This window comes from Rhodococcus sp. NS-SX18 (assembly GCF_057367935.1).
The window spans coordinates 2,511,339-2,536,870 of the sequence record NZ_CM170633.1; the positions used below are offsets into that span (position 1 = coordinate 2,511,339).

Annotated in this window: 24 protein-coding genes and 1 pseudogene; 14 read left to right on the forward strand and 11 right to left on the reverse strand. The window is 69.7% G+C overall.

Annotated features, from left to right (window positions below; all coding sequences use genetic code 11):
* Window positions 1-4 precede the first annotated feature (4 nt).
* The 6 genes from AC2IPW_RS11760 (at window position 5) to AC2IPW_RS11785 (ending at window position 7,396) form a co-directional block, all read left to right on the forward strand.
* Complete coding sequence (locus tag AC2IPW_RS11760; RefSeq protein WP_486376887.1) at window positions 5-1,750, forward strand: alpha/beta hydrolase; 1,746 nt, start codon at window positions 5-7, stop codon at window positions 1,748-1,750.
* A 199-nt stretch (window positions 1,751-1,949) separates the two neighbouring features.
* Window positions 1,950-3,686, forward strand: a complete 1,737-nt coding sequence (locus tag AC2IPW_RS11765; RefSeq protein ID WP_048773552.1) for a SulP family inorganic anion transporter — start codon at window positions 1,950-1,952, stop codon at window positions 3,684-3,686.
* Between the two features lie 106 nt (window positions 3,687-3,792).
* On the forward strand, window positions 3,793-4,329 hold the full coding sequence (locus AC2IPW_RS11770; RefSeq protein ID WP_003935447.1) for a hypothetical protein: 537 nt from the start codon (window positions 3,793-3,795) through the stop codon (window positions 4,327-4,329).
* Window positions 4,330-4,434: 105 nt separating this feature from the next.
* The gene (locus tag AC2IPW_RS11775) at window positions 4,435-5,256 is read left to right on the forward strand and encodes a class II glutamine amidotransferase (protein WP_003935446.1); all 822 of its coding nucleotides are present in this window, start codon (window positions 4,435-4,437) and stop codon (window positions 5,254-5,256) included.
* A gap of 78 nt (window positions 5,257-5,334) precedes the next feature.
* Window positions 5,335-5,532, forward strand: coding sequence for a DUF4177 domain-containing protein (locus tag AC2IPW_RS11780; RefSeq protein WP_003935445.1), 198 nt, complete (start codon window positions 5,335-5,337; stop codon window positions 5,530-5,532).
* 85 nt (window positions 5,533-5,617) lie between these two features.
* Entirely contained in the window at window positions 5,618-7,396 is a 1,779-nt protein-coding gene (locus tag AC2IPW_RS11785; RefSeq protein ID WP_029540090.1) for a glycoside hydrolase family 15 protein, read from the forward strand.
* A 62-nt stretch (window positions 7,397-7,458) separates the two neighbouring features.
* Here the strand turns inward: AC2IPW_RS11785 and AC2IPW_RS11790 are convergent, their stop codons facing one another.
* The 9 genes from AC2IPW_RS11790 to AC2IPW_RS11830 form a co-directional block, all read right to left on the reverse strand.
* On the reverse strand, window positions 7,459-7,833 hold the full coding sequence (locus AC2IPW_RS11790) for a carboxymuconolactone decarboxylase family protein (protein WP_486376888.1): 375 nt from the start codon (window positions 7,831-7,833) through the stop codon (window positions 7,459-7,461).
* The gene (locus AC2IPW_RS11795; protein ID WP_486376889.1) at window positions 7,830-9,416 is read right to left on the reverse strand and encodes a long-chain-fatty-acid--CoA ligase; all 1,587 of its coding nucleotides are present in this window, start codon (window positions 9,414-9,416) and stop codon (window positions 7,830-7,832) included. Before AC2IPW_RS11795 ends, AC2IPW_RS11790 begins: the two co-directional genes overlap by 4 nt.
* 35 nt (window positions 9,417-9,451) lie before the next feature.
* Window positions 9,452-10,057: a 3-oxoacid CoA-transferase subunit B gene (locus AC2IPW_RS11800; protein WP_052455262.1), complete on the reverse strand. Its 606-nt coding sequence runs from the start codon at window positions 10,055-10,057 to the stop codon at window positions 9,452-9,454.
* 49 nt (window positions 10,058-10,106) lie between these two features.
* On the reverse strand, window positions 10,107-10,865 hold the full coding sequence (locus AC2IPW_RS11805) for a CoA transferase subunit A (protein ID WP_040271309.1): 759 nt from the start codon (window positions 10,863-10,865) through the stop codon (window positions 10,107-10,109).
* 71 nt (window positions 10,866-10,936) lie between these two features.
* Window positions 10,937-11,524 (reverse strand): RBBP9/YdeN family alpha/beta hydrolase, encoded by a 588-nt coding sequence (locus AC2IPW_RS11810; RefSeq protein ID WP_003935439.1) that lies wholly within the window; start codon window positions 11,522-11,524, stop codon window positions 10,937-10,939.
* Between the two features lie 42 nt (window positions 11,525-11,566).
* Window positions 11,567-12,925, reverse strand: coding sequence for an MFS transporter (locus tag AC2IPW_RS11815; protein ID WP_003935438.1), 1,359 nt, complete (start codon window positions 12,923-12,925; stop codon window positions 11,567-11,569).
* A gap of 153 nt (window positions 12,926-13,078) precedes the next feature.
* Window positions 13,079-14,131 (reverse strand): beta-keto acid cleavage family enzyme, encoded by a 1,053-nt coding sequence (locus tag AC2IPW_RS11820; RefSeq protein WP_048773550.1) that lies wholly within the window; start codon window positions 14,129-14,131, stop codon window positions 13,079-13,081.
* 53 nt (window positions 14,132-14,184) lie between these two features.
* Window positions 14,185-15,075 carry a TauD/TfdA dioxygenase family protein gene (locus AC2IPW_RS11825; RefSeq protein WP_048773549.1) on the reverse strand — a complete coding sequence of 297 codons (891 nt, stop codon included), beginning with the start codon at window positions 15,073-15,075 and terminating at the stop codon, window positions 14,185-14,187.
* Window positions 15,076-15,123: 48 nt separating this feature from the next.
* Window positions 15,124-16,098, reverse strand: coding sequence for a quinone oxidoreductase family protein (locus AC2IPW_RS11830; RefSeq protein ID WP_048773548.1), 975 nt, complete (start codon window positions 16,096-16,098; stop codon window positions 15,124-15,126).
* A gap of 268 nt (window positions 16,099-16,366) precedes the next feature.
* Between AC2IPW_RS11830 and AC2IPW_RS11835 the strand changes: the two genes are divergently transcribed.
* Genes AC2IPW_RS11835 through AC2IPW_RS11845 form a run of 3 tightly spaced genes read left to right on the forward strand, consistent with a single transcriptional unit; the run spans window position 16,367 to window position 19,048 of the window.
* The gene (locus AC2IPW_RS11835) at window positions 16,367-17,446 is read left to right on the forward strand and encodes an AraC family transcriptional regulator (RefSeq protein ID WP_054372775.1); all 1,080 of its coding nucleotides are present in this window, start codon (window positions 16,367-16,369) and stop codon (window positions 17,444-17,446) included.
* A gap of 17 nt (window positions 17,447-17,463) precedes the next feature.
* A complete protein-coding gene (locus AC2IPW_RS11840) occupies window positions 17,464-17,817 on the forward strand; it encodes a YciI family protein (protein ID WP_054372773.1) in 354 nt (117 codons plus the stop codon).
* A 7-nt stretch (window positions 17,818-17,824) separates the two neighbouring features.
* A complete protein-coding gene (locus AC2IPW_RS11845) occupies window positions 17,825-19,048 on the forward strand; it encodes an RNA polymerase sigma factor (RefSeq protein WP_486376890.1) in 1,224 nt (407 codons plus the stop codon).
* On the opposite strand, the gene AC2IPW_RS11850 is transcribed toward AC2IPW_RS11845, so the two are convergent.
* Window positions 19,041-19,415: a DUF1622 domain-containing protein gene (locus tag AC2IPW_RS11850; protein WP_486376891.1), complete on the reverse strand. Its 375-nt coding sequence runs from the start codon at window positions 19,413-19,415 to the stop codon at window positions 19,041-19,043. The genes AC2IPW_RS11845 and AC2IPW_RS11850 overlap by 8 nt on opposite strands.
* Window positions 19,416-19,578: 163 nt before the next feature.
* Here AC2IPW_RS11850 and AC2IPW_RS11855 point away from each other — a divergent pair, with 163 nt between their 5' ends.
* From AC2IPW_RS11855 to thrS, 5 genes and pseudogenes are all read left to right on the forward strand, one after another.
* Window positions 19,579-20,184, forward strand: coding sequence for a prepilin peptidase (locus tag AC2IPW_RS11855; protein WP_486376892.1), 606 nt, complete (start codon window positions 19,579-19,581; stop codon window positions 20,182-20,184).
* Between the two features lie 47 nt (window positions 20,185-20,231).
* Entirely contained in the window at window positions 20,232-21,419 is a 1,188-nt protein-coding gene (gene aroC, locus AC2IPW_RS11860) for a chorismate synthase (protein WP_003935429.1), read from the forward strand.
* 4 nt (window positions 21,420-21,423) lie between these two features.
* Window positions 21,424-22,008: a shikimate kinase gene (locus AC2IPW_RS11865; RefSeq protein ID WP_010595143.1), complete on the forward strand. Its 585-nt coding sequence runs from the start codon at window positions 21,424-21,426 to the stop codon at window positions 22,006-22,008.
* Window positions 22,005-23,114, forward strand: a complete 1,110-nt coding sequence (gene aroB / locus AC2IPW_RS11870) for a 3-dehydroquinate synthase (protein ID WP_003935427.1) — start codon at window positions 22,005-22,007, stop codon at window positions 23,112-23,114. The genes AC2IPW_RS11865 and aroB overlap by 4 nt, the downstream gene beginning before the upstream one ends.
* Window positions 23,115-23,516: 402 nt before the next feature.
* Window positions 23,517-24,752: pseudogene (gene thrS / locus AC2IPW_RS11875) on the forward strand (threonine--tRNA ligase); the annotation flags it as partial.
* 115 nt (window positions 24,753-24,867) lie between these two features.
* Here thrS and AC2IPW_RS11880 read toward each other — a convergent pair.
* A complete protein-coding gene (locus AC2IPW_RS11880) occupies window positions 24,868-25,425 on the reverse strand; it encodes a hypothetical protein (RefSeq protein ID WP_040781594.1) in 558 nt (185 codons plus the stop codon).
* Between the last annotated feature and the right edge of the window lie 107 nt (window positions 25,426-25,532).

The window sequence follows — 25,532 nt, forward strand, 5'->3', positions numbered from 1 at the left end:
CAGGGTGGAGGACGAACCGGCGGCGAGCACGCCCGGGAAGCAGAACAGCGGAGTCCGTGCTGCCGGCACCGAGCCCCAGGACGCGCCGAGTGCGGACGACACGGATCGCGAGACCGGGCGCCGCCGGAGGTTGCTGTTCGTCACCCTTCCGGGGTGCTGGGGCGCACTGCTCTTCGCGTGCCTGTCGTTCACGCCGTCGCTGCTGCCTCGAGGAGGCCTGCTCCAGGGCGTGATCTGCGGCATCACCGCCGCGATCGGCTACGGGCTGGGAGTACTCGCGGCGTACGTGTGGCGCGCCTTCGCCGATCGCGGTCCCCGGCGCCCGCGGCGCGGCTCCTGGTACGTCTTCCTCGCCGCGGCGACGGTGCTGTTCGTCGGCTCCTTCGCCGCCGGACAATACTGGCAGCACCAGATCCGCACGTTGATGGGAGTCACCGAGTACAACGTCGCGCTCGTCGTCCTCTCGCCGTTCGTGGCAGTGCTCGTCTTCGGTCTCCTGCTCGCGATCGGACGTGGCGTGCGGGGCGCGTACCGGTGGCTGACCACTCTGCTCGACAGATGGATCGGGCATCGCGCGGCGAGGGTGCTCGGGTGGATCGCGGTCGCCTGGCTGGTCTACGCGGTCGTCTCGGGTGTGCTGCTCGGTGGCCTCGTCAACGTCGCCAACTCCGCATTCTCTCTGCGCGACACCACGACTCCCGAGGGCGTGCAGCAACCCGAGACGAGCCTGCGATCGGGTGGACCGGGTTCGGTGGTGCCGTGGGACTCGTTGGGGTACCAGGGGCGCACCTTCATCGGCTCGGGCCCCACCACCGAGGAGATCGCACAGTTCGTCGGCCGCCCGGCTGTGGAGCCGATTCGGACGTATGCCGGTCTGGCGTCGGCGGACGACTCCGAGGCTCGGGCAGCGGCGGCGGTCCAGGATCTGGAGCGTGCCGGAGGCTTCGAGCGGGCGAATCTGCTCGTGGTCACGACCACGGGGAGCGGGTGGGTGGACCCGGCGCTGGTGGATTCGTTCGAGTACCTCACCGGGGGCGACGCGGCGACCGTGACGGTCCAGTATTCGTACCTGCCGTCGTGGATCTCCTATCTGGTGGACCAATCGAAGGCTCGGCAGGCCGGTCGCGATCTGTTCGACGCGGTGTACGACGTGTGGTCGAAGCTGCCCCAGGACGCCCGTCCCCGACTGTTCGTCGCCGGAGAGAGTCTCGGCTCGTTCGGCGGCGAGACCGCCTTCAGCGGCGAATACGATCTGCGTAACCGCACCTCGGGAACCGTGTTCGCCGGGCCCCCCAACTTCAACACGCTGTTCCGGGAATTCAGCGACCGGCGTGAACCCGGCAGTCCGGAGGTCGAACCGGTCTACAAGGACGGGCGCACCGTGCGGTTCACCAACGATCCGCAGGGCGGCATTCCTCCCGCGGATCGTCCGTGGGACGGCAGCCGGGTGCTGTACCTGATGCATCCGTCCGATCCCATCGTGTGGTGGAGCCCGAATCTGATTCTCCGCGAACCGGACTGGATCGGGGAGGCGCCCGGCCGGGACGTGCTCGAGGACATGGTCTGGATTCCGTTCGTCACGTTCTGGCAGGTCACCGCAGATCTGCCGTTCTCTACCGGAGTGCCCGGCGGCCACGGCCACAAGTACACCGGCGAATATGTCGACGGCTTGAACACGGTCGTGCAACCGGCGGGGATCACCACCGAGCAACTCGCCACCCTCCGGGACATCATCGACGCGGGGGAGTAGGGCACCGGTCGGTGCAGATCGCCGTCCTCCCGCGCACGGCGTTCGGGACCCGATCGACGCAGCCCGGCACGAGCGGCCGCGTCCCGTCGGATGCCGGCGAGGCCGTGCCACGAAATCCGTTCGCGCGGCACCGAGTGCGAAGGTATGCGGACTGCCCGAAGTGCGGTGAGCGCCCCGTGGGCGGTGCCATACTTGCGGAATGTCTCGGAGGCGAGCTCTCGCTCGACTGCCCGGAGTCGAGACGGTACGCGGCTACCGTCGGGACTGGCTGCGCTCGGATCTCGTCGCGGGTCTCGTTCTCACTGCCCTGTTGATCCCTGCCGGCATGGGATACGCCGAGGCGGCGGGACTGCCCGCGTACGCGGGGCTCTACGCGACGATCGTTCCGCTGCTCGCCTACGCGATCGTGGGGCCGTCCAAGATCCTCGTCCTCGGCCCCGATTCGTCGCTGGCGCCGTTGATCGCGGCGGCGGTGGTGCCGCTGGCCGTGACCGACGACCCCGAGAGCGCCCTCGCTTTGGCCGGCGTCCTCGCCGTGCTCGTGGGCGCCATCATGATCGCCGGCGGATTCCTGAACCTCGGCTTCGTCACCGAGCTGCTGTCCAAGCCGTTGCGGCTGGGATACCTCAACGCCATCGCGCTCGTCGTCATCGTCGGGCAGTTGCCGAAGCTGCTAGGTCTCTCGGTGGACGCGTCCGGGTTGCTCGGCGAGATCGGCGCGATCGCCCGCGCGGTGGGGGACGGGCAGGTCGATCCGACAACTGCCTGGGTCGGAGTCGCATCGTTGCTGGTCATCGTGGTTCTCAAGGTGCTGCATTCGAGGGTCCCGGGGGTGCTCGTCGCGGTCGTGGGAGCCGTGATCGTGGCCGTGGTGGCGGATCTGAGCGACGACATCGACATGGTCGGCGCCCTGCCCGAGGGGCTGCCGCGTCCCTCGTTCGGCGGGGTCGACTGGGGTGACGTCGCGTCTCTGGTGGGACCGGCCGCGGGCATCGCGCTGATCGCATTCGCCGACTCCGGTGTGCTCTCCCGCACCTTCGCTGCCCGGCGGGGAGAGAACGTCGACGGGAACACGGAGATGAAGGCGATCGGGGTCGCCAACGTCGCCAGTGGCATGTTCGGGGGGTTCCCCATCTCCGCCAGTGGATCGCGCACCCCTGTGGCCGAGCAGAGCGGGGCTCGCACCCAGCTTGCCGGTGTGGTCGGCGCCGTGGCGGTGCTGCTGTTCGTCCTCCTGGCCCCGGGAGTGACCGCGTACCTGCCCCAGGCGACCCTCGGAGCGGTGGTGATCGTCGCGGCGACGGCGCTGGTCGACGTCCGCGGGCTGGTGCAGATGTGGCGTATGAGCCGGACGGAGGCGTTGCTCGCGGCCGCGGCATTCGTCGGCGTCGCGCTGGTGGGAGTCCTGCAGGGCATCCTGGTCGCGATCGGACTGTCGTTCCTCGCGGTGGTGGTGCGGGTGTGGCAGCCGTACCGGGCCGAATTGGTGGCCGTGCCCGATCGGGAGGGCTTCCACGACCTCGCCCGTCATCCCGAGGGCCGGCGCATCCCGGGATTGGTCATCGTCCGATTCGACGCCCCGCTGTTCTTCGCCAACGGCGAGATGTTCGATCGCTACGTCCGCTCGCTGGTGACCGATTCTCCCCGTCCGGTCGAATGGGTCGTGCTCGCCGCCGAACCCATCATCGGATTGGACACCACCGCGGTCGACGAACTCGTCGACCTCGACCGTTACCTGGAAAGTTGCGGCATCAGGCTGGTATTCGCGGAGATGAAGGGCCCGATCAAGGATCGGCTGGTGCGGTTCGGGGTGGGCGACCGCTTCGATCCGTCCCGCTTCCATCCCACGCTCGAGGCTGCCGTGGACGCCTTCGAGTCCCGTGATCGGCTGCACGACCCGATCCGACCGGGAGACGACGACGGCGCGGAATCGTGACACCCGGAGCGGTCCGCTCGACCGAACGGCACGTCGCTGTACGACGGTCCCACGATGTGACCTGCGAGCCACGGCTCGATCCGGTTGAGGAGAAAGATGGGATCCGATGGGAACCGATACGCACGCGCTGCTTCACGGCCCGTTGTTCTCGCGCCGTCGACCGTTGGACCGCGAGAACGCGGCGAGTCGGATCAGCGCCTACGTCTACGGCAATGTCCTCGTCCTTGCGGCGCTGGTGCCGATCGCCACTTCGAGTGAGCACGTCGGGATTCTCGTCGTCCTCGGCACGGCCCTGTCCACCTTCCTTGCCCATGCCTTCGCCGAGGGCGTGGGTCAGAGTGTCCGAGAAGGAATCACGGTGACTCGAGCGGACAAGATCCGCGAGCTGCGCAACTCCGTGCCGATTCTCAGTTCCGCTGTGCTGCCGTGTGCAGTCCTCGGGACCGCGCTGCTGGGATGGCTCGAGCCGAGGACCGCCCAGATCGTGGCCGAAGTCGCGGTGCTGGTCCGCATCGGAGGAATCGTGTGGGTCATCGGCCGGTTGAAGGGCGAACGTCCCACCCGTGCGTCGGTGGTTGCTGCTGCGCTCTTGACCGCGATCGCGACCGTCGTCGTGATCGTGAAGATCGTGCTCACTCACTGACCCTTGTCACGAGGGGGTACCGGACCGCTCGGTTCCGGCGGCAACCTCGGCATTCTCGAGCCGGGGACGGCGCCGGTGTGATGCAATGAGGTGGTGTGCAGATGGATGGCCTACTCGGGCGATCCGATCCTCGTGGAGGACTTGCTGTTCAAGCCCGAGCATTCCCTGATCGACCAGAGCCTGCATTCGCGGCTCGGGGCGACCACCACCAACGGTGACGGATTCGGGATCGGGTGGTACGGCGAGGAGGACGAGCCGGCCGTGTTCAAAGGGGTCGATCCGGCGTGGAACGACCGCAATCTCCGGGAACTCGCCGCCCATGTGCGCACCCCGCTGCTCCTCGCGCACATCCGCGCCTCGACGGGCACACCGGTTCAGCGCAGCAACTGTCATCCGTTCCGTCACGGCCGTTGGCTGTGGATGCACAACGGGGTGCTGAGCGAATTCCGGCGCATCAAACGCGATCTGGTGCTGGCGGTCGATCCGGAACTGTATCCGGACATCGAGGGATCGACGGATTCGGAGGTACTGTTCTTCCTCGCCCTGACCTTCGGCTTGTCGGACGATCCGATCACCGCGGTCTCCAGGGCCGTCGGGACCGTCGAACATGTCGCTCGCGCCAAGGGCGTCGACGACCCGGTGCAGATGACCGTGGCCACCACCGACGGCGAATCCCTGTGGGTCTTCCGGTACTCGAGCGTGGGCCGCAGCCGCTCGCTGTTCTTTTCCACGGCGGTCGACAAGGTCCGGGCGCTGCATCCGGAGGTGGAGGTGCTGCATCGCCTCGGCCCCGAGACCCGCTTCGTGGTCTCCGAACCACTGCGCGACCTGCCGGGTGCCTGGAACGAGGTGCCCGAGGCGTCCGTCGGAATCGTCCGGCCCGGGGCGGACGAGATCCTCCCGTTCCGGCCGCTCGAACCGGTCTGACATTCACCGGAAGGAATGTCGCGAGTCGTGCTGGGCACCCGGCCCGGCGGACACATCCGGCAATCAGGAGGAGGCGGCGTGTACACGTACAAGGTGATCGAAGTTCGCGAGAAGATGCTCGGCGGCAAGATGTCGGGTGACAAGCTCGAGCGGCTCCTCAACGAACAGGCCCGACAGGGGTGGCGCTTGAAGGCGATCACGTCGGCGGACATCAAGGGCCGGCTCGGTCCAGGCGGCGTCGAGGGAATGCTCGTGACGTTCGAGCGCGAAGACTGAGACACGCCGGCGGCGCCCGGCGCGTCACCGGAACCGCACGTGTGTGCATCACCGGCGGTACACGACCGACCAGCGGGAGTATGCGATGCGTATCGAAGACTACGGTCTGATCGGAGATCTGCAGAGTGCCGCGCTCGTCGGCCGCGCCGGCAACATCGACTGGTTGTGCCTGCCTCGGTTCGATTCGCCGTCGTGCTTCGCCGCGCTGGTCGGTGACGATCGGCACGGGCACTGGAGTCTGCGCCCGGCAGCCGAGATCACGGGGGTCACGCGGCGGTACCGCCCCGGAACGCTCATCCTGGAGACCGACTTCGAGACCGCGGACGGTGCGGTCCGCGTGATCGACTTCATGCCGCGCCGCGGCGACGGACCTCCGCGGCTCATGCGCATCGTCGAGGGGTTGCGCGGCAGGGTGTCGATGCGGATGCGTCTGTCGCTCCGACCGGACTACGGCACGATCACGCCCTGGGTCGAGCCCGCTGCCGACGGTGTACTCGCCACCGCGGGACCCGACTCGTTCCGGCTGAGTACTCCGGTGCCGCTGGGGATATCGGATGGTGATGCGACGGCGGACTTCACCGTCGCCGAGGGGCGACGCGAGCGCTTCACGCTGTGCTGGCACTACTCCTTCGGTCCCCCGCCGTCGGTCGAGGACGCGGACTCGGCGCTGGCCCGCACGCAGGCGTGGTGGCACGAGTGGAGCAGCCGGCTCGAGTACGCCGGACCTTACCGGGACGAGGTACTCACCTCCCTCATCGTGCTCAAGGCCATGACCTACGAGGTGACCGGCGCGCTGATCGCAGCGCCGACGACGTCCCTGCCCGAGGACATCGGGGGAGTGCGCAACTGGGACTACCGGTTCTGCTGGATCCGTGACTCTGTGCTGGCCCTGGAATCCCTTCTCGCCGGCGGATACACCGAGGAGGCGTTCTCGTTCCGCAGTTTCCTCCAGCGGGTCGGCACGGGAGACCCCGCGAAGATCCAGATCATGTACAGCATCGGCGGTGAGCGGCGCTTGACGGAGTTCGAGCTGCCCGACATGCCGGGATACGAGGGATCCGCCCCGGTACGGGTCGGCAACGCCGCCTCGGAACAGTTCCAGCTCGACGTCTACGGCGAACTGATCGGCGTCGCCTTCCTCAGCACCGAGGCCGTGGGGCGGGTCGAACCGCACCTGTGGCCGCGCTGGCGCACTCTGATCGAATACGTCGAGTCGATCTGGGGTGAACCCGACGACGGAATCTGGGAGACCCGCGGGCCGCGGCGGCACTTCACCCAGTCGAAGGTGATGGCATGGGTGGTGTTCGACCGGGCGGTCCGCCTGGTCGAACGTTACGACCTGGACGGTCCGGTCGAACGGTGGAGGCGGCTACGGGACGAGATCCACGACGAGGTGTGCGAGCGCGGCTACGATGCGCAGCGCAACACCTTCACCCAGTACTACGGATCGGAGGAACTCGACGCCAGCGTGCTGACGATTCCGCTCGTCGGCTTCCTGCCGGGCACCGACGAGCGGGTGACTGGCACGATCGACGCGGTCACCCGCGAACTCGGGCGCGACGGGTTCGTCTCGAGGTACTCGACCTCCCGGACGGACGACGGTCTGCCCGGCGACGAAGGCCAGTTCCTGGCGTGCTCGTTCTGGCTGGTCGCTGCGCTCGCCCGCAACGGCCGTGTCGAGCAGGCTCGGACGTTGTTCGAGCGGCTCGCCGCCTTGAGCAACGATCTCGGGTTGCTGGCGGAGGAGTACGACGTCGGACGTCGTCGCCAGGTCGGCAACTTCCCGCAGGCGTTCAGCCACCTGACCCTGATCGGTGCGGCCTACGCGATCGCCGCGGCAGAGGGCGCAGCCGACGAGAGGTGACCGGTACGCGGCACGAGATGTCAGGACTGCCGGCCTCGGTGCCTCGGCACGGCCGGTGGAGGTCAGGACGAGTCTCGCGCGGACAGTTCCTCCAGCAGGATCGGCACGCCGAGGTTGAGCGAGTGGATGCCGACGGTCGTGGCGAGTTTGAGGACTTCGAGAATTTCGTGTGCGGTGACGCCCAGATCGAGTGCGGCCCGGATGTGCCGCTGCAGTCCGGGGCCGTACATGTGGGTGCAGGAGGCATCGACCGCAATGCACAGCAACTGGACGACCTGCGGCGGGAGCACACCGCTTTCGTAGGGTTGCATCGTCGCAGTCAGGTAGTGCTCGGTCCATCCGGGATCGAGTTCGTCGAGTCCGTCCCACATCGGATTCCAACTGCCCTCGCGCTTGAGGCGGTCGACGATGGACGAAGCTGCGTCGTGGGTTGTCATCGGCCACTGCCCTGACCTGCGACGGCTGGAACCAGTTCGCGTTTGAGGATCTTTCCGGTGGCGGTCATGGGCAATACGGTGGCGAACTCGATGTGACGGGGATACTTGTAGCCGGCCATCTGCTCCCTGCACCAGGCGATCAGCTCGGGTTCGGTGATCGGTGCGCCCGGTTCGCGGATGACGAACGCCTTGACTTCCTCGCCGTGACGATCGTCGGGGACGCCGACGACGGCGGCGAGGGAGACGGCCGGGTGGGTCATGAGGACCTCTTCGATCTCGCGGGGGTAGACGTTGAAGCCGCCGCGGACGATGAGGTCCTTGGCGCGGTCGACGATGTAGTAGAACCCGTCCTCGTCACGCCGGGCCAGGTCGCCGGTGCGCAGCCAGCCGTCGCGCATTACCTCGGCGGTCGCCTCGGGTCGTCCGAGGTAGCCGGTCATGATGTTGTGGCCGCGCAGGGCGAGTTCTCCGACGCCGTCGTGGACGGGATTCCAGTGTTCGTCGACGAGGGCGGCCTCGATGCCCCACACCGGTACGCCGATCGAACCGGGACGCGGGGCGCGTTCGGGGTCGCTGAACATCGCCAGCGGCGAGGTTTCGGACAGTCCGTAGCCTTCGAGGATCTGGACATCGAACCTGTCCTTGAACTGCGTGAGGATCTCCACCGGCAGCGCCGCGCCGCCGGAGATCGCCCGACGCATGGTCCGCGCGATCTTTTCGACGTCGACGCCGGCCGCCTTCGCGGCGTCGAGCGCACCGAGCAGCGCCCAGTACATTGTCGGCACCCCGGCGAACACGGTGATGTCGTGCTCGTCCATCAGTTGCAGCGCCGCGGGGGCGTCGAAGCGGGGCATGAGCACGCAGGTGGCACCGACCGACAGTGCGGCGTTCATCGTCACGGTCTGGCCGAAGGAGTGGAACAGCGGCAGGGTGAGCAGATAGGTGTCCGGACGCTGCGGGGTGCTGTCGAACAGGCGGTTCGCGGTCAGGGCGTTGAGCACCATGTTGGCGTGGGTCAGTTCGGCGCCCTTGGGCCGGCCGGTGGTGCCGCTGGTGTAGAGGATCACGGCGGTGTCGACGGGTTCGCGCACGGCGGTGGCGAACGTGTCCGGCTGTTCGGCGGTGGCGTGGGCCAGGGTGGCGACGCCGTCGAGCGGGGACGGGGCCTGCGGATCGCCGGTGATCAGCAGCATGGTGCGGCAACGGTCGGCCCGGTCGAATCCGGCCCTGCCGTATTCGCCGACGGGCAGTTCCGCGGTCCCTTCGAAGCAGAGGTAGAGGGCGGCACCGGAATCGTCGAGGTGATAGGCGATCTCGCGAGGCTTGAGCTGAACGTTCAGGGGCACGACCACCGCGCCGGCCTTGAGGATGCCGTAGTAGGCGGCGGGGAACTGGGGGACGTTCGGGCACGAGAGCGCGACCTTGTCGCCCGGCGCCACGCCCTCGGCGACGAGCAGATTCGCGATCCGGTTGGCCTGCGCGTCCAGTTGCGCATAGGTGAGGCGTTCGCTGCCGAGGACCAGCGCGGTCCGGTCGGGGTAGCGGCGCGCGGAGTCCTCCAGCAACACGGAGAGATTGAGCATACGAGTCGATGTCCTGTCGGAAGGGGACGAGGGGGTCAGACGAGGGGGGCGCCGGTGGCGGCGCGGACCTGCTCGGCGGTGACGCCGGGCGCGGTCTCGACCAGGACCAGTCCGTGGTCGGTGACGTCGACGACCGCGAGATCGGTGACGATGCGCTGCACCACGGCTCGGCCGGTGAGGGGCAGCGTGCACTTCTCGACGATCTTCGGATTGCCGTGCTTGTCGGTGTGTTCCATGAGCACGATGACCTTGCCGGCGCCGTGGACGAGGTCCATCGCCCCGCCCATGCCCTTGACCATCGCGCCGGGCACCATCCAGTTCGCGAGGTCACCGGTGGCCGAGACCTGCATCCCGCCGAGCACCGCGGTGTCGATGTGACCGCCGCGGATCATCGAAAAGCTCGTCGCCGAATCGAAGAACGACGCGCCGGGCTCGACCGTGACGGTCTCCTTGCCCGCGTTGATCAGATCCGCGTCCACCTGCTCCTCGGTGGGGTAGGGGCCGGTGCCCAGGATTCCGTTCTCACTGTGCAGGGTGACCTTCACCCCGACGGGCAGATGGTTCGGGATCAGGGTCGGCAGTCCGATGCCGAGGTTGACATATTGGCCTGGCGAGAGTTCGGCCGCGGCGCGGGCGGCCATCTCGGTCCGCGACCATCCGAGGATCCGGGGTTCTGCTACTACGGTCACGTCAGGCTCCTTTTCCCGTCGAGACGGTGCGCTTTTCGATCTGCTTGTCCTGGGCGCCGGTGTGCACGATGCGGTCGACGAAGACGCCCGGCAGGTGCACCTGGCCCGGGTCGATCTCGCCCGGTGCGACGAGCTGTTCGACCTGGGCGATGCAGATGCGTCCGGCCGTCGCGGCGAGCGGGTTGAAGTTCATCGCGGCCTTGTTGAACACCAGGTTGCCCTCGGTGTCGCCGCGCAGGGCGTGCACCAGTGCATAGTCCGCGGTGATGGACTCTTCGAGCACGTACTGCTTACGGCCGAACTCGCGGATCTCCTTCGGTGGGGACGCGACTGCCACCGAGCCGTCGGGGTGGTAGCGCCACGGCAGGCCACCGTCGGAGACGGGGGTGCCGACACCGGCCGGGGTGAAGAAGGCCGGGATGCCGGCGCCGCCGGCGCGCAGCTTCTCTGCCAGGGTGCCTTGCGGCGTCAGTTCCACTTCGAGTTCACCGGAGAGGTACTGCCGGGCGAACTCCTTGTTCTCGCCGACGTAGGAGGCGGTCACGCGCCGGATCCGTCGTCGTTCGAGGAGGATTCCCAGTCCGCGGCCGTCGACGCCGCAGTTGTTGGAGAACACCTCGAGGTCGGTCGCGTCCCCGGCGGCGATCGCGGCGATCAGCTGGTCCGGGATGCCGGACAGGCCGAACCCGCCGACGGCGAGGGAGGCTCCGGAGGGAACGTCGGCGACCGCCTCGGCGGCCGTTGCATAGATCTTGGTCATTTCCTGGTTTTCGGGACGTGAGCGAGGCGCTCGGAGTGTGGACGGGGACGGGGTCGCGGTGCCGGTGGAGCTCAGCTGTGTACCGGGAGGGCGGTGCTGTCGAGCAGTTGCCGGAGCAGGTTCTCGGCGTCGGGCCAGTAGCCGTATCCGGCGGCGGGATTGAGGTGCCCGACGTCGCCGAGGTCCACCAGGCGGCTGCCCCACGTTTCGGCCATGCCGGCGATGCGCCGGTAGCCGCCGAGCGGATCGGTGCGGCTGGCGGCGACGATGCTCGGAAACGGCAGCCTGCGGCGGGGGATGGGGTTCCATCCGCCCCGGTCGAGGTCGTCGGTGGTCGGGTAGCCCTCGGGCAGGGGTAGTTCCAGGTCTGCCGGCGTGGCCAGCAGCGCGCCCTGGATCGGACGCGTCGGGTTCTGCGCCCAGTGCACGGTGATCATCACGCCGGCGCTGTGGGCGACGAGCACCACGGGTCCGTCGATCTCACGCAGGACCTCGTCGAGTGCGGCGACGCGGGCAGCGCGGCTGAGCTTGTCGCGCTCGAGCGGAGGAACGGTCCGGACGTCGGAAAGACGTTCGGCGAGCAGGGTCTGCCAGTGATCGGCGACGTGGTCGCGCAGGCCGGGGACGATGACCACGGTCGGGGAGTGGGAGGGGTTCACGGGGGACTCCGGGAGATGGGGTGGGAACGGGACGACAGTCGTTCAGGCAGCCGCGCCGGAGCCGGTGCCGAGGGTGGTGAACTTGCGCAGGCCCAGCGGGTAGAGGCGTTTGCCTGCTACCAGTGCGCCGATGGCGAGGACGTAGACCAGCGGGGACAGCTGCAGCGCTTCCCGCAGGCCGAGGCGGTCGGCGAGGATGCCCACCACGAACGGGCCGAGGGCGAGGCCGAGCAGATTGTTGGCCACGGTCAGCGTCCCCATGGCGGACGCGCGGACGGACGAGTGCGTGAGGTTGGCGACCATGGCCGCGGTGGGTCCGGAGGATCCGGCGGAGAAGAACGCACCGATCCCGAGCAGCACCAGTTGCGCGGTGCCCGTGTCGAGACGGAACGCGAGGGCCAGGCACGCCAGGGAGATGGCGCAGAAGGCGATCGCGGTGGTCCACTTGCGGGTGATGTCGTGCCGTCCGACGCGGTCGGTGACGATCCCGCACACCACCATGCCGCTGCCGACGAGCAGGACGACGATCGAGGCGGCGACGCCGGCCTTGTCCGGGGCGAGGCCGTAGTAGCGGTTGAAGAAGCTCGGCGTCCACGACAGCAGGACCGCGGCGGTGAACATCTGGAGGCCGCCGCCGACGTAGGCGCACAGCACGGCGGGGTTGGTGAACAGGCTCGACACCGGCGCGCGGAATCCGTCCGGCGGTGTGGTCGCGGCACCGGCGGCTCGCTCGTCGACGGCAGCGGGCCGGTCGTCGGCGGCGTGCGCGGCGAGCTTGCGCTCGGTGACCAGGGCGCGGAACAGTGCCACCAGGATGAGCCCGAAGACCGCCATCGCCGCGAACGACCACCGCCAGCTCAGATGAACGGCGATGACGCCGCCGAGGGCGACACCGAGGACCGAGCCGAACGAGCCGCCGGCCATGAACGCCCCACTGAGGGAGGCGTGGACCCGGGGAGCGAACACGCTCAGCACCACCGCGATTCCGACACTGCCGTAGGCGGCCTCGCCGACGCCGACGAGAAATCGCGCGCCGAGCATCTGCTCGAAGTTGGTGGCCACCGCACACATGAGAGTGGCGACCGACCACAGCACCGCCATGAGCACCAGGCTCTTGACCCGGCCCCAGCGATCGGCCAGCAGCGACAGCGGAAGCGTGAGCAGGCCGACCATGAGCGCCACGATGCTCGTCAGCGATGCGAGCTGTGAATCGGTCAGGGCCCATTCGGCTTTGAGGAACGGGAAGACGGCACTGAGAACCTGCCGGGACATGTAGTCCGACAACAGCAGTCCGAAGGTGAGAGCGAACACGAGCCACGGGTACTTCCGCGATCGGGTCCTCGGACCGGCGGGGGTGCTGGTGGCGGTGTGGTTCTCCAGGGAGGAGGTGGACGATCCCATGGGTGCTCCTGCAAGGCTGGGGCGGCGGGCGGGGATGCGCATCGGGGAGCGCCCACCGCGAGAGGGGCGAGGACAGGGAGGGCTCGACGGACTCGGTCACCGGCCGGGTCCCGGGGCACACGGTGCGGGTCGCGTGCCCCGGGGGTCCGTGGTTCAGCCGTGGTGGGTGAAGCCGACCTGTCCGGGCCGGCGATTGGGGGCGTAGCCGAGCTTGGCGAGGGTTTCGTCGGCGTCGCGGTAGGTCTCGCCGATCCGGTAGATCTCGCGGGCCTCCTTGCCGGTGGCGACCTCGCGGCCCAGTTCCTCGGCGATGCGGACCAGCTGCCGGATCTGCTCCACCGAGGTCATCTTCTCGCCCTTGCGGCCCCAGATGGTGTCCTCGTTGCCGCAGCGGGTGTGCAGGCCCATTGCGATGGCCATCGCGTTGACCGGGAGCACGGACCGCATGAGCGTCTCGAGGGTCAGGCAGGCGCCGTCCGGAACCCGCTGGACGAAATTCATGATGTTGTACGGATTGGGGCCGTCGAAGCCGCCGCCGATACCGACCCACGTCAGGTTCAACGGTCCGGTGTAGACCCCGCGCCGGATCAGGCGTTCGACCGTCTCGAGCTGCGGGATGGACGAGAGCTGGAAGTGCGGCTGAATACCCTTGGCCTGCAGTCGCTTCAGATGCTCCGCAACCCATTCCGGACCGGCGGGCACGGTCATCTCCCGGTACGTCGCCGCGAGTTCCGGACGCTCCATCGAGGTGCCGGCGATGTCGTCGGCCGTCATCAGCTCCATGATGTTCATCTGGCTGGTGTTGATGGCGATGGTCACCTGGTCCGGCGCCGGGTCGAGTTCGGCGAGCATGTGCCGGGTGTCGTCCGAGAGCCACTTCGCCTCGGCGCCTTCACCTTCGGGAGCAAAGGAGATGGATCCGCCGACCTGCAGGATCATGTCCGGCACCGCTTCGCGCAGGCCGGCGAGCAGCTCGTTGAACTTCGAGAGCCTCTTGCTGCCCTTGCCGTCGAGTTCACGGACGTGGATGTGCAGCACGGTGGCGCCCGCCTCGTAGCAGTCCACCGCCTGCTGGACGTGCTCGTCCATGGTCAGGGGAAGATCCTCGCGGAAGTCGTCGAGCTCCCATTCCGGGCCGTAGGGCGCGGCGGTGATGACCAGCTTCTCCTGGTTCTCGGGGAAGAGGGCGTCGTCGTGGAAGTGCATTGTCGGGTCTCCGTTTCGGAATGTGGACGGTGTAAGGGAAGGAAGGGAAGAGCTCAGAAGGGCCGGTCGCCGACGATCCCGGCGCGTTCCATCTTGCGAACGGCGGGCCAGTAGTCCTGCACCGCGTAGTGCTGCGTGGAGCGGTTGTCCCAGATGGCGATGCTGTTCTCCGTCCAGCGCCAGCGCACCTGGTACTCGGGAATCGACGCCTGGCTCGTCAGGAACTGCAGCAGGTTGCCGGCACCCGGGGCGTAGTCGATGCCGAAGCGGACGTTCTCGGCGGTGTGGTAGTTGACCAGGTGGGTGGTGAAGGAGTTGACGAACAGGATCTTCTCGCCGGTTTCGGGGTGGGTACGCACCACCGGATGTTCCGCATCCGGGTAGCGGGCGTGCAGCGCATGGCGCTGTTCGAGCGGCAGCTGGGCGCCGAAGCTCGCCTCGATGCTGTGCCGGGCCCGCAGGCCGGCGATCTGCTCCTTGACCGAGCCGGGCAGGCGCCGGTAGGCCTCGGCCATGTTCACCCAGATGGTGTCCCCGCCCACCGGCGGGGTCTGGACACAGCGCAGCACGCATCCCAGCGGGGGGTTGTCGCGCCAGGTGGCGTCGCAGTGGTAGGCGTTCTCGTAGTGCTCGGGCGCGCTGTCGAGGTCCTTGTAGATCCGCACCAGCCCGGGATGGTCGGGGTCGCTGCCGACCACCGGGTGATCCTCGAGTGGGCCGAACCGCTCGGCCAGGGCGACGTGCTCGGCACGGGTGATGTCCTGGTCGCGGAAGAACAGCACCTTGTGCTCGAGCAGCAGGGCCCGCAGCTCGGCGAACAGCGCGTCGTCGCGCGAGACCTCGCCGAGGTCCACGTCGAACAGTTCGGCGCCGATCGTGCAGGTCAGTGGTTCGACCCGGAAGGCCGTGGAGACCGGACTCGGCGGTCGGGTGGTGGTGGTCATGGATGGTCCTTCGGAAGTGGGCGGACTCCGGGTACGGCCCGGACGGGGTCAGAGGGCGAAGACCGACGAGCCGATGCTGCGGCCGGCCTCGAGATCGCGATGCGCCTGCACCGCGTCCTCGAGTGCGTAGCGCTGGTTGATCTCGATCGCGATTTCTCCGGTCGCGACGTGCGAGAACAGCTCCGCGGCGAGGGCGGCCCGCTCGGCCGGGTCGGCGATGTAGTCCGCCAGCGCCGGACGGGTGACGTACACCGACCCCTTGATCGCCAGCTGCATGGCGTCGATCGGCGGAATCGGCCCCGAGGCGGTGCCGAAGCACACCAGCAGGCCGCGGCGGGCCAGCGAGTTCAGCGAGGTCTCGAAAGTCGTGGCGCCGATGCTGTCGAACACCACGGGAACGCCCTTGCCGTCGGTCAGTTCCCGCACCCGCTGCGCCACATCCTCCTCGGTGTAGATGACGACCTCGTCGCAGCCGTGTGCTCGGGCGACCTGCGCCTTGCGCTCGCTCGAGACCGTGCCGATCACCCGGATGCCCAGCAGCTTCGCCCACTGAGAGAAGATCAGGCCTACGCCGCCGGCGGCGGCGTGCAGCAGCACCGTGTCCCCGGCCGCCAGCGGCCAGATGCGCCGCAGCAGGTAGGCGGTGGTCAGGCCGCGCATCGTCATCGCCGCGGCCGTGTCGAAGCCGATGGCGTCGGGCAGTGCGATCAGGTGGTCGGCGGGCATCACCCGTTCGGTGCTGTAGGCCCCGAGTGGGCTGCCGGTGTAGGTCACCCGGTCGCCTTCCCGGACCGACGTCACGCCTGGACCCACCTCCTCGACCACCCCGGCGGCCTCGACGCCCATCCCGGCGGGCAGCGGTGCCGGGTACAGGCCGGTGCGGAAGTAGGTGTCGGCGAAGTTCAGGCCCACCGCCTCGTGCCGGATGCGGACCTCGCCGGGGCCCGGTTCGCCGACCTCGACGGCCTCCCACTGCAGAACTTCCGGACCGCCGGTCTCGTAGAAGCGAACAGCCTTTGCCATGTTTCCTCCTGAACGCGCACTCGCAGGCCACGATTGGCCGGCGGAGGGCGGATGTGTATGAATTCGGTGAGCCGGTGGCGGCGATCCCGGTTCTCGGCCGTGGGGTGCGGCCGAGGCGGTGGAAGCGGAGCCGCTCGGGGGTCCGGACTCTCGATCCGCTCCGTCACACTTCGCCGTACCTTGTGATGCAACTAACAGTAGGGGATCTCGAGGCGGTACGCTTATCCCACGGGGACGGATTGTCATTCATTTCGGGACAGGGAGGGCAGTGAAACCACTGGCGCGCTACGCCGCACTGAACAGCTATGTCGAGGTGGCACACTCGTCGAAGATCGATCCGGCGACGCTGCTCCGCGCGTCCGGTCTCGACCCGGCCGGCTTGAGCCTGCAGGACCGGTGGGTGCCGGCCGAGGCGATCGCGGACCTGCTCGAACGGTCCGCCGCGGCAGCCGATCGCGACGACTTCGGTCTCGAGCTGGCCGAGCGACGGCGGTTTTCCAATCTGGGCCCGCTGAGCCTGGTGGTCCGCGAGGAGCCGGACGTCCGCAGCGCGCTGCGAATCCTCGTGCGCTACGAGCACATGTACAACGAGGCCCTGCACACCCGCCTGACCGAACAGGACGGTGTCGCCACCATCCGCATCACCCTGGACGTCGGCCGACCGGGGGAGTTCCACCAATCCGTCGATCTCGCGGTAGCGGTGATGCATCGACTGCTGCAGGGCTTCCTCGGTCCGCAGTGGCGTCCGCTGTCCGTCTCGTTCGCACATCCCGCCCCCCGGCGCCTCGACACGCACCACCGCGTGTTCGGCACCGCCGTCGACTTCGGCCGGGACTTCGACGGAATCGTCCTCTACACCGCGGATCTGGACGCGCCCAATGCCATGTCGGATCCGCTGCTGCGGTCGTACGCGCAGCAGTTCCTCGACTCGGTCGGAAGTCCACGCGAGACGACCACGGTGGACCGGGTGCGGGAGCTGATCGAGTTGCTCCTTCCCACCGGCCGGTGCTCGGTCGACCAGGTGGCCCGCAGTCTCGGCATCGACCGCCGCACCGTGCACCGCCGGCTCGCGGACGAGGGGGAGACGTTCTCGTCCGTCCTCGACGCCACCCGCGCGGACCTGGCGATGCGGATGGTCGGCAGCGGACGGCACTCGCTCACCGAGGTTTCCGACCTGCTGTCGTTCTCCGCGCCCAGCAATTTCTCCCGCTGGTTCCGGAACCGGTTCGGGTGCAGTCCGAGCCGATGGCGCGCGGAGGAGGGGGGACGCCCCGAGCCGGCGAGTGCGATGTCGATTCGGCGGCCCGCCGATCGTGTAGAGGGTGGATCACCGGCGCCGGTCCGGTGATCGTGAGGAGGAGTGCCATGACCCAGTACCTGCTGAGCATCTACCAGCCGGACGGCGACCCGCCACCGGCGGAGATCCTCGAACCGATCATGCGCGACGTCGAGGCCGTCGACGCCGAGATGCGCGCCGCCGGCGCCTGGGTGTTCGCCGGTGGCCTGCACCCGCCGAGCACGGCCACCGTGCTCCGGCTCGACGGCGACGAAATCCTCACCACCGACGGCCCGTACCTCGAGGGCAAGGAGCACATCGGTGGGTTCACCGTCGTCGAGGCGCCCGACCTCGACGCCGCCCTCGAATGGGGCCGCAAACTCGCCCGCGCGATCACACTGCCGATCGAGGTGCGGCCGCTGCAGGGCGGGCACTGCGGGTGAGGCGGCCGTGGCCGCGGTGACGGACGCGGAGATCGCGCGCGTGTTCCGCAGCGAGCACGGCCGCGCGGTCGCCGTGCTCGTCCGTGCATTCGGGGACATCGACCTTGCCGAGGAGTCCGTGCAGGACGCGTTCGCCGTCGCCGTCGCCCGATGGCCCGCCGACGGACTGCCGCCGAGCCCGGCCGGCTGGATCGTCACCACCGCCCGGCGCCGTGCGATCGACCGGATCCGCCGGGAGAACGCCCGCGCAGGCAAACACGCCGAGGCCGCCCGCCTGCACGAGGCCGGGACCAGCGCCGTCGACGAGGAGAATGCCGTGCCCGACGACCGGCTGCGCCTGATCTTCACGTGTTGCCATCCCGCGCTGGCGCCCGCCGCCCGCGTCGCTCTCACGCTCCGGTTGCTCGGCGGCCTGAGTACCGCCGACATCGCCCGCGCCTTCCTCGTTCCGGAGAAGACCATGGCGCAGCGGCTGGTGCGCGCCAAGGGCAAGATCCGCGACGCCCGGATCCCGTACCGCGTTCCGGGCCCCGCGGAACTGCCCGCCCGCCTCGCCTCCGTCCTCGCCGTCGTCTATCTCGTCTTCACCGAGGGGCACACCGCGGCCGGTGGGGACCGCCTGGTCCGCGACGACCTGTGCGTGGAGGCGGTCCGGCTCGCCCGCCTGCTGGCCGAGCTGCTGCCCGACGAGCCCGAGGTGCTGGGCCTGCTCGCGCTGCTGCTGCTCGCCGACGCGCGACGACCGGCCCGCACGAACGCCGACGGCGACCTGATCCCGCTCGCCGCGCAGGACCGCACGCTCTGGGACCGAGACTTGATCACCGAGGGACAGTCCCTCGTCCGCCGCTGCCTGCAACTGCGCCGGCCCGGCCCGTATCAGCTCCAGGCCGCGATCGCCGCCGTCCACAGCGATGCCGCCACGGTCGAGACGACCGACTGGCGGCAGGTGGTCGCGCTCTACGATCAGTTGCTCGTCGTCGCACCCACCCCCGTCGCCGCCCTGCACCGGGCCGTCGCGGTGGCCGAGGTGGACGGCCCCGCCGCGGGTCTGGACCTGGTCGATTCCCTCGACCTGGACCGGTACCACCTGTGGCACGCGGTGCGGGCCGACCTGCTCCGCCGGCTCGGTCGTCTCCCGGAGGCCGCCGCGGCATACGACGCCGCGCTCGCCCGGGCCACCAACGCCGCCGAGCGCGGCTTCCTGCAACGTCGCCGCGCCGAACTCAGCTGACCGGTGCCTTCTCGCTCTGCGGTCCGCTCCTGCTGTTCTGCCACGGCCACCGGCCGGAGATCTCGAGCTGCAGCGACCAGCTGAGGAAGGTCCGGATCAGGACGATGATCGCCAGGACCCCCACCGACGTGAAGGTGGGGGTCACGGCGACCGTTTTGATGATGTCCGCGGCCACCAGGAATTCGAGGCCGAGCAGGATGGACCGTCCCAGATCGCGCCGGTAGCGTTCGTAGATCGGCGCACCCGGCGAGCGGCGCCAGGACCGTAGGGCGATCCAGCTCGCCACCGCCGCCCCGACGACGATCACCGCCACCCCGACCACGTCGACGGCGCCGCCGACGGTCTCGAGAACGCGGGCCAGCTCCATGCGAACCTCCGGGATGCGGACGGGACGATTCGGTCATGGTTGCAGGTCCGGCTCGATCCGTCCCGGCAACCGGGTTGTCCACACCCGGCCCGTTCGTCCACAGATTCCGGCCGTGGGCGGCGAGAGCGCCGTTCGGGTGCCACCCGGACGGCACGCTGACGCCATGACCGTTGTGGTGTTCGCCGTTCTCGGTGCCGTGGCCGGAGCCGGCATGCGGCGGCTCGTCGCCCGCCTCGTCCGGCGTCTCCCACCACGAGGGATGTGCGAGGTGGCCGGCGCGGGCGGCGGTGCCGTGGCCGTGCTCGGGACCTCGACGATGCCGGGGGCGGTTAAGGTCGCGGCGCTGACCTGGTGGTGCCTGTGCCTGAGCGCAGCCGACCTGTCGGCGCGGCGGCTGCCGAACGTGCTGACCGTACCGGGCACCGGCGTCGTCCTCACGGTCGCCGCGGCAGCGGGGCAGGCAGTCCCGGCGCTCGTCGGCGCGTGCCTGCTGGCGGGACCGTACCTGCTTGCCCACCTGGCTGCCCCGCGCAGTCTCGGCGCGGGCGACGTGAAGCTCGCGGCCGGGCTGGGGGCAGCCGCGGGCGCCGCCGGCGCGGGAGCGTGGACGACGGCGGCCCTGCTGCCGCCGCTGCTCACCGCCGCGGTGGGCGTCGTCGTCGCCGCCGTGGGTTGGGCACGGGCACACCGTCGCCCGCGCGGTGTGGTGTTGCCGCACGGGCCGTCGATGTGCGCGGCAGCCGTCGCCGGGGTCCTCGCGGCGGCTTGACCGGGGCGGCGTCCCGCCGGTGGCGGCGAACGTGGAAGGATGGTCCTGTGCTGCGCTGGATAACTGCTGGAGAGTCCCATGGTCCCGCCCTCGTCGCGATGCTCGAGGGGATGGTCGCCGGTGTCGAGGTGACGTCGAGCGACATCTCGGAGCAGCTCGCGCGGCGGCGCCTCGGCTACGGCCGCGGCGCGCGCATGAAGTTCGAGGCCGACAAGGTCACCATTCTCGGCGGCGTCCGGCACGGCCACACCCTCGGCGGCCCGGTGGCCATCGAGATCGGCAACACCGAGTGGCCCAAGTGGGAGACCATCATGTCCGCCGACCCGGTGGACGCCGAACTGCTCGTCGGACAGGCCCGCAACGCACCGCTCACCCGCCCGCGACCCGGCCACGCCGACTACTCGGGGATGCTCAAGTACGGCTTCGACGACGCTCGTCCCGTCCTCGAGCGCGCCAGCGCCCGGGAGACCGCGGCCCGGGTCGCCGCCGGCACCGTGGCCCGCAACTTCCTGCGGCAGGTGTTCGGCGCGGAGGTCGTCTCGCATGTGATCTCCATCGGAGCGTCCGACCCCTACGTGGGGGCGGAGCCGACCGGGGCCGATCTCGCCGCCATCGACGCCAGCCCCGTGCGGGCCTTCGACAAGGCGGCCGAGGAATCGATGATCGCCGAAATCGAGGCCGCCAAGCGCGACGGTGACACCCTGGGCGGTGTCGTCGAGGTCGTGGTGCACGGCCTGCCCGTAGGCCTCGGCTCGTTCATCAGCGGGGCGGACCGGCTCGACGCCCGGCTCGCCGCGGCCCTCATGGGCATTCAGGCGATCAAGGGTGTCGAGGTCGGCGACGGCTTCGAGACCGCACGCCGGCGCGGCAGCGTCGCCCACGACGAGATCCGGCCCGGCCCGGACGGCGTGCTCCGCTCGACCAACCGGGCCGGCGGTCTCGAGGGTGGCATGACCAACGGCGAGGCGCTGCGGGTACGGGCGGCGATGAAGCCGATCTCGACGGTGCCGCGCGCCCTCGCCACCGTCGACATGGCCTCCGGCGAGGAGGCCGTGGCGATCCACCAGCGCTCCGACGTGTGCGCTGTGCCTGCGGCCGGTGTCGTGGCCGAAGCGATGGTGGCGCTCGTCGTGGCGCAGGCCGCGCTCGAGAAGTTCGGGGGCGACTCGATCGACGAGACCCGCGCCAACGTCCGCAACTACCTCGAGGCCGTCGCGGCCCGGGTGCCACGGTGACGCCATGACGCCACGCGCAGTCCTGATCGGGCCGCCCGGGGCCGGCAAGTCGACCATCGGCCGGCGGCTCGCCCAGGCGCTCGATCTGCCGTTGCTCGACACCGACGCCGAGATCGAGCGCACCACCGGCCGCACGATCCCGGACATCTTCGGCACCGACGGCGAACCGGCGTTCCGGCGGATCGAGGAGGAGGTGGTGGCCGACGCGCTCGCCCGGCACGACGGCATCGTCTCGCTCGGCGGCGGCGCGATCCTGTCCGAGCGCACCCGCGCCCTGCTCCAGGACCGAACGGTGATCTACCTCGAGATCAGCGTCGCCGAGGGCCTGCGCCGCACCGGGACCAACACCACACGACCGCTGCTCGCCGGGGCGGACCCCGCGGCGAAGTACCGGGAGCTGATGCGCCGGCGCCGCCCGCTCTACCGGCAGGCGGCCACCATCCGCGTGCGCACCGACGGACGCAGTCCGGGCCGGGTGGTGCAGCAGGTCCTCGCCAAGCTGGAGGCCCAGTCGGATCTGGCGGCCACCGGCGCCCACCCGTCCGCGCCCAGCACGACCAGTACAGAGAATCGGAGCAATCAATCGTGACCGAACCGGTACGCGTCGACGTCCAGACGGCCCAGCCCTACCCGGTGATCATCGGCCGGGGCCTGCTCGGTGAGCTCGTCGACGAACTCACCGGCACCCGCACCGTGGCGATCCTGCACCAGCCGCCGCTCGCGGAGACCGCCGAGGCGGTGCGCGCCGCGCTGGCAGAGAAGGGCATCGACGCTCACCGCGTCGAGATCCCCGACGCCGAGGACGGCAAGGACCTCGCCGTGGCGGGCTTCTGCTGGGAGGTGCTCGGCCGCATCGGGCTGACCCGATCCGACGCGATCGTCAGCCTCGGCGGGGGAGCAGCCACCGACCTGGCCGGGTTCGTCGCCGCCACGTGGATGCGCGGCGTGCGGATCGTGCACGTCCCCACCACGCTGCTCGCCATGGTCGACGCCGCGGTCGGCGGCAAGACCGGCATCAACACCGAGGCCGGCAAGAACCTCGTCGGTGCCTTCCACGAACCGTCCGCGGTGCTCGTCGACCTCGCGACGCTCGAGACGGTGCCGCGCAACGAGATCGTCGCCGGTCTCGCCGAGGTGATCAAGACCGGCTTCATCGCCGATCCGAAGATCCTCGAACTGATCGAGGCGGACCCGGAGGCCGCGCTCGACCCGACGGGAAGCGTGCTGCCCGAACTGATCCGGCGCTCGGTCGAGGTCAAGGCGAAGGTCGTGGCCGCGGACCTCAAGGAGTCGAGCCTGCGCGAGATCCTCAACTACGGGCACACCCTCGGTCACGCCATCGAACGGCGCGAACGCTACCGGTGGCGGCACGGCGCCGCCGTCGCCGTCGGTCTCGTCTTCGCCGCCGAGCTGGGACGCCTCGCGGGGCGCCTCGACGACGCCACCGCCGACCGGCACCGCAGCATCCTCGAGCTCGTCGGGCTGCCCACCACCTACGATGCCGACGCCTTCCCCCAGCTGCTCGAGGGCATGCAGACCGACAAGAAGAACCGCGCGGGCATGCTGCGGTTCGTCGTCCTCGACGGCCTCGCCAAGCCCGGCCGGCTCGAGGGACCGGATCCGTCGCTGCTCGCGGCGGCGTACTCGGCCGTCGCGCGGGAGGGCACGGCGGACGCCGGCACCGTGCTCCTGTGAGCTGCTGAGCCCCGGGCCGGCGCACCCAAGGGTGCGCCGGCCCTCTCGCTTTCGGGCGCCCCCCGGTTCACCGGTCCCAAAGAAATTCGGGCTGGACGGAATCGAAGAGTTTTCCGAACAATGGACCACGACTCCCGTAGCGCGGCCGTCCGCAAGAGCGACAACGAAAATGCCTCCGTCGCAACGTATTCGAATTCTCCTCCGCCACTTCGTTGATTTCCGGGTGAAACCGGCCGTACCATTCCGGTCATGATGAACGCTCAGCAGGTCACGACGACGCCGGATGCCTTCCGGCGCCGCGTCACTCACTGCTGACCCACCACGCGAGCCCCGGGAGTCGACGTCCCGGGGCTTTCGTCGTGTTCGGGCACGTCGCTTCCTCTCGCCGAGACGAGAGTCGAGGAACACGAAATGAACGGTGCAGATCATCGAGTGCTCGGTCGCGAACTCGAGATGTTCGCCACCGCACCCGCTGTGGGGGCGGGACTTCCGATGTGGCTGCCGGACGGTGCGGTGATCCGTGCCGAGCTCGAGGCCTTCGCCGCCGAGGTGGCGGCCGAGACCGGCTGTCGCCGCGTCTACACCCCGGTGCTCGCCAAGAAGGAGTTGTTCGTCCGGTCGGGTCACTGGTCCAAGTTCGCCGACGACATGTTCCCCGAGATGCAGGTCGGCGGCGAGAGTTTCGTGCTGCGGCCCGCGAACTGTCCCCACCACGCCCAGATCTTCGCCTCGCGGGGCCGCGGCTACCGCGAGCTGCCGATCCGCCTGTCGGAGCTGGGATCGATGTTCCGCAGCGAACTGTCGGGTGTGCTCGGCGGCCTGAGCCGGGTCCGGCAGATCGGTCTCGACGACGCGCACGTGTTCTGCGCGCCCGAACAGGCCGGTGCGGAGATCGAACTCGCGTTGAGCGCGATCGAGCGCTGTTACGGAGTGCTCGGGCTCGACGACCGGCGCTACCGCCTGTCCCTCCGCGGCGCCGGCGGGCGGTATCTCGGCACCGGCGAGCAGTGGGTGCACGCACAAGGTGAGCTGCGCGGTGCGCTCGAACGGTGCGGACTGGATTTCTTCGAAGCCGAGGGGGAGGCCGCGTTCTACGGTCCGAAGATCGACGTCCAGGTCGCCGGAGCGCACGGGCGCGAGGAGACCGTGTCCACCGTCCAGTTCGACTTCACTCAACCGGAACGTTTCGGCCTCGAGTACACCGGCGAGGACGGGCGCAGACACCGGCCCGTGATGATTCACCGGGGTGTGCTCGGATCGATGGAGCGGCTGACCGCGATGCTTGTCGAACGCTTCGAAGGGCGCATGCCGCCGTGGCTCTCGCCCCGCCAGGTGGCGGTCCTGCCGATCGGCGACCCGCACCGCGACGGGGCGGGCGCGTTGCGGGACAGACTGGTGGACGAGGGGATTCGCGCCGAGGTGCTCTCCGGTGGGTCGCTGGGCAGCCGGATCCGCGCCGCGCGCGTGCACCGCGATCCCTACCTCGCGATCGTCGGCGACGAAGAACTCGCGGACGCCACCGTCAGCGTCCTGGTGCCGCAGTCCGGGCAGCGGGCGCGCGTCGGGCACGAGCAGTTCGTGCGCCGGGTGTCGGCCGACGTCCGGGGCCGGGTCCTGCGCCCGTCCGCACTGCCGTGAATGTGCACTCGTCGGCGTCGAGTCGGACTGCGATCGATCGTGCCGGGACGGCAACGCGCAGCACCCGGAGCGGTCACCCCACGTCGGTCGCTGGTTCGGCGGGCCCCGGTCGGGGCTAGTCGGCGCCGTGCACGACCTGCAGACCGGGGCGAGTCGCCCGCGCCGAGGGAGGTGCTCCGCGGCGAGCGCGTTCGTCCCGGTCCGGGCGGCCGATCCGGTGGGCCTGCAGATAGGCCACGCCGACACGGGAATACCAGGCGGCGGTCCACGACGGGATCCCGCCCAGCATCGACAGGGCGAACCCGTGGTGGCGCTCGACGAAGTCGACGGTCACCGCATACAGATCCACCCCCGGGCACTTCCTGGCCGCCGCCTCGAGATCGAGATCGTCGGGCCACCAGTTCGCCGGCAGGACGGGGTCGGCCGCCTCCCTGGCCCCCGGGTGACGGAGACCGAGCACCCGTCCGCCCACCGCCACCGCGGCACTGCACGTTCCTTTCGCGAGCCCCCGCGTCGTAGACCAGAGCCCGCCTGGGCGCGTCAGCGGCAGTATCGCCCCGAGCAGTCGCCCCAGCTGTGGCTCGCCGCCGGTCCGCGAGGCGAAGGCTCCGGCCTCCTCCGAGCCGTTCGGGGCCGTCTTCCGGTCGGGACGTATCGGAGCGCGCTCTCCCATGCTTTCCCACCTTAAATGCACTGGGCGCCAGAGTGATTGGTTTTCGCCGATCGCACGGATGGGGGAGCGGCGGCCGCTGCGCCCGATGTCCCGGTGCGCGCTCGGTC